The organism is Brevundimonas sp. UBA5713 (genome assembly GCF_002419815.1).
Classification (GTDB): Bacteria; Pseudomonadota; Alphaproteobacteria; order Caulobacterales; family Caulobacteraceae; genus Brevundimonas.
In genome coordinates, this window is record NZ_DIGV01000026.1 from 21,710 (window position 1) to 30,286 (window position 8,577).

The 8,577-nt window shown below is 62.5% G+C and carries 10 protein-coding genes; 1 reads left to right on the forward strand and 9 read right to left on the reverse strand.

Translation table 11 applies throughout. From position 1 onward, the window contains the following. Positions 1-51 precede the first annotated feature (51 nt). From B3B04_RS06220 to B3B04_RS06245, 6 genes are read right to left on the reverse strand one after another with little or no spacing between them, the layout of a single operon-like run. On the reverse strand, positions 52-1,122 hold the full coding sequence (locus B3B04_RS06220; protein WP_292041083.1) for a major capsid protein: 1,071 nt from the start codon (positions 1,120-1,122) through the stop codon (positions 52-54). 12 nt (positions 1,123-1,134) lie between these two features. Next, positions 1,135-1,590 (reverse strand): hypothetical protein, encoded by a 456-nt coding sequence (locus B3B04_RS06225; protein ID WP_292041086.1) that lies wholly within the window; start codon positions 1,588-1,590, stop codon positions 1,135-1,137. Between the two features lie 4 nt (positions 1,591-1,594). Next, positions 1,595-2,788, reverse strand: a complete 1,194-nt coding sequence (locus B3B04_RS06230) for a hypothetical protein (RefSeq protein WP_292041088.1) — start codon at positions 2,786-2,788, stop codon at positions 1,595-1,597. 29 nt (positions 2,789-2,817) lie between these two features. Beyond that, positions 2,818-4,194, reverse strand: a complete 1,377-nt coding sequence (locus tag B3B04_RS06235) for an anti-CBASS protein Acb1 family protein (RefSeq protein WP_292041090.1) — start codon at positions 4,192-4,194, stop codon at positions 2,818-2,820. Continuing rightward, on the reverse strand, positions 4,191-5,774 hold the full coding sequence (gene terL / locus B3B04_RS06240) for a phage terminase large subunit (RefSeq protein WP_292041093.1): 1,584 nt from the start codon (positions 5,772-5,774) through the stop codon (positions 4,191-4,193). Before terL ends, B3B04_RS06235 begins: the two co-directional genes overlap by 4 nt. Continuing rightward, positions 5,707-6,192 (reverse strand): hypothetical protein, encoded by a 486-nt coding sequence (locus B3B04_RS06245; protein WP_292041096.1) that lies wholly within the window; start codon positions 6,190-6,192, stop codon positions 5,707-5,709. Before B3B04_RS06245 ends, terL begins: the two co-directional genes overlap by 68 nt. Positions 6,193-6,269: 77 nt before the next feature. Here B3B04_RS06245 and B3B04_RS06250 point away from each other — a divergent pair, with 77 nt between their 5' ends. Then, positions 6,270-6,509 (forward strand): hypothetical protein, encoded by a 240-nt coding sequence (locus tag B3B04_RS06250; RefSeq protein ID WP_292041097.1) that lies wholly within the window; start codon positions 6,270-6,272, stop codon positions 6,507-6,509. A gap of 158 nt (positions 6,510-6,667) precedes the next feature. On the opposite strand, the gene B3B04_RS06255 is transcribed toward B3B04_RS06250, so the two are convergent. The 3 genes from B3B04_RS06255 to B3B04_RS06265 form a co-directional block, all read right to left on the reverse strand. Further along, the gene (locus B3B04_RS06255; protein ID WP_292041099.1) at positions 6,668-7,012 is read right to left on the reverse strand and encodes a hypothetical protein; all 345 of its coding nucleotides are present in this window, start codon (positions 7,010-7,012) and stop codon (positions 6,668-6,670) included. A 6-nt stretch (positions 7,013-7,018) separates the two neighbouring features. Further along, positions 7,019-7,822: a hypothetical protein gene (locus tag B3B04_RS06260; protein ID WP_292041101.1), complete on the reverse strand. Its 804-nt coding sequence runs from the start codon at positions 7,820-7,822 to the stop codon at positions 7,019-7,021. 226 nt (positions 7,823-8,048) lie between these two features. Next, the coding region (locus tag B3B04_RS06265; RefSeq protein ID WP_292041104.1) for a hypothetical protein at positions 8,049-8,577 on the reverse strand (529 nt) is incomplete at its 5' end.

Sequence of the window (8,577 nt, forward strand, 5' to 3'; positions counted from 1 at the left end):
CGCTCCTTCCAGAAGAGGAAGGGCCCCAGCCAAAGCCGAGGCCCCGCCGGGTTAGTCGATGTCGGTCGAGTAGAACACGCCCGACTTGCCGTTGTAGTCGCCGCGGATCTCGATCCCGAGGGCACCCATGACCAGGAACTGGTAGTTATCGGTCGGGTTCAGACGGGTCATCGCCGTGGTATTGGTGGCCATGCCGACCAGCGGGCGGATGAACTCGCTCGACGGCACGAAGCCGAAGAACTCGTTACCGGACAGCTCGAAGGACACCTCGATCTTGCCGATGCGGCGGTTCGTCAGCAGGTACTGCAGCAGGGTGCCGCCCTTAAAGCCGGCGCTGCCCGAGTACGAGCGATCCAGATTGCGGGCGATCTCCGGCGAGACGTAGAGGTTGACCTTGCCGGTGATCAGGTTGGCATCGAGCATCGCACCCAGAGTCTGGGTGAAGAAGGTGTCGATGTCGTCCGAAGTCGTGGTGGGCGACGTCAGATCGATATTGGCACCACCCGCAGCCGCGCCAAGGTTGATGGCCTTGGACAGCGGCGAGGTGCGGATGCCGTAGGCCTGGTAGCCCTGGAAGGTGATGTTGGCATCACCGTCGAGGACATACAGAGCCTGGTCGCGGCGGATCTTGGCGACGTGGGCTTCCTGGTCGTCCGAGAGAGCATCGAAGTTCTCGGATTGCAGGGTGTTCCACTCGCGCCATTCACGACCATAGGCGGTCGAGAAGATAGGCACCGGCGCGCCGCGATAGTCGTAGCTGACCTTATCGACCGGCGTCGGGACCTGACCGCTCATGGAGCGGACCACGGTGCCAGCATCGCCCGACACGCGGGTCAGGTGGACCAGCTTGCCGATGTGGACCGGCTTGGCCAGCGGCATCAGGTCCGCCATCCACGCCTGACCTTCGTCGGCACGCATGACGCGGCGGGTGATGCCGTCCAGGTCCAGCCAGGCGTCACGCGGCAGGATGGCGGCTGCGTTCTGGACGCCCGAAATGTCGCCATACAGGGCCGCATGAGCATCTTCCACGCGGTGGAAGTGCTCACGGCTCATCGACACCTCACCCCACCATTGCTGGTGCGGGCGGGAGTTGGCGACGAGCTGTTCGTCAAAATAGCGCATCGTCAGCCCTCCTTAGGCCGCTGCGGTCAGGTGGCCGCCGGTGGCCGCGCGAACACGGACCAGCTGGGCAGAACCCGAGGTGTTGTTGAAGGCTTCTTCCGAGTAGGCGACGACCAGATCGGAAGTGACAGCGATGGCCAGCGCGCCATCGGCAGCCGGGGTCAGCGGAGTGCCGATCGACAGGTTGTTGCCGGTGGCGACCCGCACGTTGAAAAACTGCTCGTCCAGCAGCTCCATGCCGACCAGGACGTCATTGGCGGCAATCGCGTCATCGACGCCCTTCCCGGCAAGATGGTTGTCCTGAGCGACCCAGACCTTGCCGACGGTCGTGGCACCTGCCAGCGCAAACTTGCCAGCGGTCACAACCACCAAGGATCCCGGTACGGTCGAGGCCGCAGCCGGAAGCTCACGAACCTGCGGGGTGACCTGAGTGGCCGGACCCGCATAGATTTTGTTGTAACGGGCCATCAGATCAGCCCTCCGCCTTGGGCAGCTTGAAAGCCGGCTTGGTGTCGTGCTGCGTCAGGCGGAAGCCGCTGTTGGCCAGGGGGGCGGCCTTCTTCGGCTCGGCCTTGTCAGCCAGGGCGCGCGCGGCGTTGAGCGTCAGCTCCTTGGACGATTCCTCGTCCATCAGGTTGGCGTTCACGATCTTGCCGCGCAGTTCGGTCAGTTCAGCCTCGTCCTTGGCCTTCTGATCGTTCTGCAGGGCCGTCAGCTGGTCGGTGACCGGCTTCATGGCCGTAGCCACAGCGTTTCCGATAGCCGTCGCCAGCGCATCGGGTTTCATGCTCTCCGAGAGGGCGTCAACCTTCTGGGACAGCGCGTCGAACTGGACCTTGTCCATCTCGTCGTCCTTCATTTTGTTGGTGGAGGTTTCCCGCCCGGAGCCGCCAAAGGATTCGATGGCTTCGATGAGTGCGGTCTTGATGCGATCGTAGAGAGGGGCGCGAGCCTTCTTCTCGAGAGCGCGAACGGCCTGATCGACCGCCCATCCAAGCTCGCGGTCGGCATCATCATCGATGACCGAGTTCACGACCTGGATCTCTTTGCCCGCAGAGTTCACCATCATGCCCACGCCCTGCTCCGGGGTGGCCGCGCCTTCCTCGTCCAGGAGAATGGCGTCGTGGTCGAACTCGATGTCTCGGGCTTCGAACTTGTGGGGGACTTCGCCATTGGCGGCGTCCAGCATGGCCATCAGGCCGGTTGAGGTATGGATCGGCTCGCCCTTGTCGATGGCGTTCAGCACCCGCTTACCGCCCTCAGACTGATTAGCGCGCTCAACGTCGATCACCTTGTCCAGCAGGACGCGGCCGCCCTCCTGTCTGACGTTCTCGTTCCAGGCCCCGATCCAGCCCTGGTTCAGGCCTTCGGGATCGCGGGCAGACAGGAACTTGCCGTTGATGGTGGGATGGCCCAGCGGCGCGGGCGTCCGCTCAAGGGACAGGAAGGATTTGGCGATCTCTGCCGCCGGATAGAGGATGTCGTTCATCACGACGTCGTCCGGCATGGTGGCCGAGGGGACGATGATGACATCGCGGCCATTGCGCTTCTCGCGCCGGATGGCGGCCGAGTTGGCCAGGCAGCGGATATTCACGCGCACCTGGTCGCCAGCCGCGAGGCCTTTGTTCACCAGGAAGGCGCGGGCTTTCACGTCGGGCTTATGCACGCGTGGCCTCCATTGGATTGTGGGGTTCGTCAGGCCGCTTGGGCGGCGTCCTCGTCAGGCTCGAGGCCTGTGGCTGCGTCCTCGTCCTCGAGGTCGTCCTCGGCGAACTTCTCGGCGTCGCTGAGAGGCTCCATGCCGACGACGCCGCGGATGTCATCGCCGGTGAAGACGATTTCGCCGGCCATCTTCTGGTTGACGGAAGCCATCTTGTCGGCCCGGTCGATCTTCTCGCTCATGGTGGACTCGGTCAGGTCAGACCAATCCAGGTGCCAGTCGCGTTCAGGCAGGATGCCGAACCGCTCGAGACGCTGCACCATGCCCATGACCGTCGGGATCACCTGATTGGTCCGGCGGGCCATGTTCACCCGCGCCCATTCGGCATTGTCTTCGGTAGAGGCGCGCTCACCGGTCTGGCTGCCGAGCAGGATCTTTTCCGGCATCGACACGGAGGCCGCAAAGGACCGGACCGTGATGGCGAAGAAATGCTCCGGCGACATCAGGTTGACCTGCATCGGCGTGGCCTTGATGCCTTGCAGCAGCAGTGATTTGTCAAAGCCCCGATTGAAGCCATCGACCTGTTCATCAATCCGGTCGACCACTTCTTCGGTCGGGACGCCCATGGCTCGGGCCATGTTCTCGATATTGGCGTCCTTGTCGATCTCAAGGCTCAGGCCGGACTTGGCGTTCTTCCAGAAGCCCTCAGCACCACCACCTCGGATCTTCTCGGCGTCCAGCAGGGCGTTGTAGCCGGGCTCCAGGGCAGAGCGCCCCATTAGGGTCCCGTCCCGGCTCCAAATCACCACGCGGTCCGGATGGACCTGGAACTGCCGGGGCTGGGGAGTGTCGCCGAATGCTGCCTCGCTGAACTGGAACATCAGGGGCTGGCCATAGGTGTCCGACGTTTCCTGAGTGTCCCATACGCTTACGGTCAATTGGCCTTCCCAGGCGGGGATGACCTCTACCAGACCCAGCAGGCCACCCGGCACGCGGTCCACCGGTTCACGGAAGGACTTGCCGTCTGCGAGCCGCATGATCAGGCCGGAGTACTTGCCGACCATCGCCCGGCGGTCGCACTCGGCCATGTGCTGCCACAGGCGCAGGTCGCCGAACCGCTGGCGGATGTCGGCCTCGAACTTGGTTTCCTCCTGCTTACCCTTCTTCGATCCGTCCCGCTGGAACTCCTGCAGGAAGGGATTGTCCTGCCACGTCTTGCCGATGGTCTTGTCCACGCCGGCCGTGGCCAGCGGGTTGCGGCAATAGACGTCGAACAGCTGCGCGAAGCCGAGCGTCGTGGGGTAGCCGAAGTCATCGGCATAGTTGTGCTTCTGCTGGGGGTACAGAAGCTGCGCCAGCGCTGGGTTCAGGCGACGAACGGCATTGTTCACGACAAGGCGGATCGGGTTCATGAGCGGTTCCGCCTGGAAAGGAACATGGCAACGGTCGAAGTCTGGCCAAGAGCCAACTCGTTGAAGGCGTCCGCAGCAGCGTCGACCTGGTCATCGTGGGCCGCTGACGGGAAGGAACAGAGCTCGTCGAGGAAGGGCTCAATCCAAGCGTCGCGCATGGGGTCCCCCGTCGTGAGGATGAAGACGTTTCCCGCCTCTGCCTGGGTGGCCAGGGCGGTGGCTCGGGTAAGCTTGGAGCCGGTGGGCTGTTCGTATCGGACGGTGTAGCCGGGCAGTTTCTTCACCAACGTTTGGACGTACCCCTTACCGGCCGCGCCGGGGTCTTGGGGAAGGCGAACCGTGACCTCAGTCGTGTCGACCGCTGCCGTCAGCTTCAGCTGCGCCTCGAACTGCGCCGGGCTCCATTGGCCGACCTTGGCGTCGGTGAAATAGTAGGTGGCCTCTTCGCCGTACCCGACCTGGGTGCAACGGACGCCGGCGCTGGGGTCGCCTCCCCCTTCGGTGGCCCCCACGTCCCAGGCGCGAACGGTGCGCTTGGTCCCAGCGGGGATGATCGGGACCGGCTTGAACCACTCCCGTCGGAGAATACCGCCATCTCGGGGCGACGGCCGCTGCTGATACTGGCCAGCCCAGGCATATGAGCCCTTGGCCTTCTTGAGCTTGGTTACCTCGGCGGCGGGAAAGCGCTCGGGGAAGAGAAGCTCGCCCTCTTCCGTCCGCGGGTCTTCGAAGAACAGTTCGCCGCCGACGTAGGTCCGACAGGCCCCTCCCGTCACCTTGCCATCTTCTCCGACCCGCTCGGCTTCGAACTCCATCGGCAAGTTGAGATGGACGAAGCCGATGTCCAACTCCAGCGCCACGGCCGCCACGTCCTTGGCGTGAAGCCGCTGCATGATGATGACGATGGCCGACGAGGTGACGTCGTTCAGACGGTCCGAAATCCCTTCGCGAAAGATGCGGACTGCGTTGGCCCGTTCGGTGTCGGACTCGGCGGTCTCGGTCGAATGGGGATCGTCGACCTTTACCCGGTCGCCCCGGCCACCGGTCATCGAACTGAACGGCCGCGCCTCGCTGAACCCGTTCTCGGTATTCTCGAACTTGCCCTTGGCGTTCTGGTCTGCCCGAAGCTGGATCGGCCAGAGTGCCTGATACTTATCGCTCTCGACCAAGCGCCGGAGCTTGAGGTTGTCGCGGAGGACGTTGGCCTGGCTGTAGGAGGTGGCTAGCGTTTGCAGGTCTGGCCGAGCCTTCGGGCCCCACTCCCATGCGGTCCAGAAGACCAGCAGCAGGGACTTCATCATGCCCGGCGGCACCGTCATCAGCAGGAACTGGATGCGCCCTGCCGTTACCGCTTCCAGGTGTTTGCACATCGCCCGGAGCGCCCAGCCCGATTTGAACGGGCGTTTGGGCTCCAGTATCGACCAATGCTCCTCGATGAAGCCGTGCAGGCTGTCGCAGCGGGCGCGAATCTCGCCCTGGTGTTCGATCAAGCGTTTGCGTTCGGCCTCAGCCTTACGCCTCGCCCTCTCCGCCCTGATCTCTTCCAGCGTTGGCAGCTCGACGAGTGATGAAGCGCTCAATGACTTCCAACTCCTCGTCGCTTGCGGTCGTCAGGTCGAAACTGTGGGACTGGCGGATCGGAGCATCGTCCTTGCTGCCTCCGACCAGCGCGACCTTGTCGCCGTATGCCTTCGGTTGACGTTTCCCTGCTGTCCACTTCAGCGCATCGATTGCGGCTCGACCGGCAGCGGGGTCGACCTCGCCCTTGATAATCCGCTTGGCAATGTCCGCTATGGCGTCCGCATCAGCGTGGCCTTGGTCCTCACGCGCGGACGCGTAGTTACGCCGAAACGCCTCATCGTCCTTCAGCCACCGCATCACCGTACGATATGCGGGCATTTCCTCATCACGGCAGATCTCCGCCAGACTGTCCCCGCACATGATGCGAATGCAGATCTCTTCGGCAGTCGCGTCGTTGAATAACGAGGGGCGGGCCATTGTTTCATCCTTCTGGGGGCCAGATCCGAAGAATCAAACTACTGGCTTAGCTGTATTCAAATCGCCTGGAGGGGCACATGAAGCGCTTTGCACTTCTGATTGTTCTCGGAATGCTCGCGGGTTGTCAGCAGCCAAAACCAACTGAAATTGGCAAGTATGAAGTCGTAATGATCCCTGAGGGGACAATGCGGATTAATACCGTGACCGGCAAAACAGAGCTAATGGTGAACACCGACACCATTCCTAATGGTTCTTATGCAGAACGGAACGGGAAGCCATTGGTTTGGGCGGAAGTGAAGGTCGCGTCCCCTTACTGATTTCACAGTATCGCCATCAATCCAGCCGTGCGCCGCAGCTCAGAACGTGGTTGTCGGCAAACAAAAAGGCTCCGCCCGAGAGGGAGGAGCCTTGGCTTGGGCGAAACGCCCTGTTTGGCTTATGTCAGGGATTACCTGTCCGGTGTCAAGTCGCGGCCTCACCGTCTCATGGCATCAGCCGTTGCTTGCATTTCAGCGCGTAACGATTCTCCGGTCACCCCAATGACCAGCTCGTCCCTTCTATCGCAGAAGCGCACAATGAACTCCCGGTGCTCAGGATAACTTCGCAGTTGATACACGGCCGCTAACTTAGTTGCGATAGGTCTATCCCCATCGATGAACTGCATCAGCTCGAAAAATTGGTCGCGCTTGAGTCTCTCTCCGTCGTTATAAACCTTGATAACAAAGGCCACTGCTGACCCTGCGAGAGCGATCAGAGGTGCCGCAATGCCAGCCGTAGCAATCCAAAACGGGAGGCCGTTCGAGGCAGTTTCGTTTAGCATTTCTGTTTACTCCAATCCGTAGGCGATAGCTGCACAGTCCAGCCCGACAATCAACGCTTGAGCGATCACTGTTCGCATTGATCCACTGGAAGTTAGCGCGAGCAGGCTATTGCCCTTCCCCGCCACCTCCCGCAGCGCCCAGACAGCACGCCCCAAACGCTCAACATCGGTACGACCGAGCGAGCCACGGAACGTCCGGTCTTCCTCTTGGATCATCGCCTCCAGATCGCGCACGAATTCCTCTCGCTGGCGACGTTTGAATGCAAAGCCCTCCCCGCCCCGCGTGATGGTCCGCTGAGCCGGATCCAATGTCGGCGGCGTCAGACCCTTCTCGGGATCCAGCAGCTCATAGTCGGCCCGATAGCGCAGGCCAGCGGCGTGCTGGGTCCGATCGATTGAACCAGCCGTCAGTAGGGTTTCCAGCCCATCACGCGAGGCGCGCGGAGCACCCTTCGCCTTGTCATGGTGGGACACACCGATCTTGAGCCCGCGCAGAGCCTCCAATCCCCGCAGTTCATCGAGGTTGACCTTGGCGGCCTTATCCAGCTCGCGAGCGTGAAGCTCAGCCTCAAGAGCCCGCATCATTCGCTGGCCGTCGCGTTGCTGGTCTAGATCGCGCGCGCTGCATTTCTGGTCCGCGATCATGAACCGATAGGCCTGCCCCTCGGTCAGCCGGACGCCGTTCAACATCACAGGCGGCGCGTTATCGTTGGCAACCTCGATGTTGTCGTTCGCCCCGATCAGCCTCGGCAGCGATGGCTTGGCGTAGCGCTTGGTCTGTCGCTTACGGGCTCGGTCGGCCTTGCTCATATTCCAGTCGCCTTCTCAGTTGCCAGCGCCACTAGGCGAGGCCAAATCCACAGGGCCGCACGGCCATTTCCACGCCGCCTTGCCAAACTATAAACCTGCTTTCGCCCTTTCGGGATTAACCGCCAATGGTTAGGGCAGAGCCAAGCGTTGTCACCTTCACGAAGCCTTTGTTGTCCAATGGTCCGACGGCAGAACGGGACTTCACAGGGGATACGATCGCTTTCGCTCACGCCGCTTCTCCTCCAGCAAACAGGTCAGGCTTGGGGTCGTTGGCTGCAGTCGGCGCGAAACCGAACTCGGCCAGCAAGGCGGGCGGGATCCGGCACGCTGGATGCTCAGGCCTCGGCCCAGCATCGTCCGACGGCCAATGGCCATTCAGCCGGTACTCCCGCAGCCAACGCCGTTGTCGATCATCGGCTGACGGGGCCTGAACTCGGCCCTGAGCCAACGCCACGGCCGTCTTCGGAGCGTTCTTGATCGCCCTGTCGCACCAGTTCCGCCACGTCGCCGCCCAATCGACGTATCGGGCATCGTTGCTGATCGCCCAGTTCCGAAAACGCTCGGCCTGATTGGCCACGTCGAGGTTCGCCCCGACCGATCTGGCCTTGGTTTGCTGCTCGGCAATGGCCTCGGCAGTCGGGAAACCATCGGGGATGGCCCGTTTCGGCTTGCGGCGAGTTGGCTCGGCAGGCTGGCCGGCTTGGGGGGATATAGGGGGGTTATATTCGCGGGAGGGTGTGGGTGGTTGGGGGGTC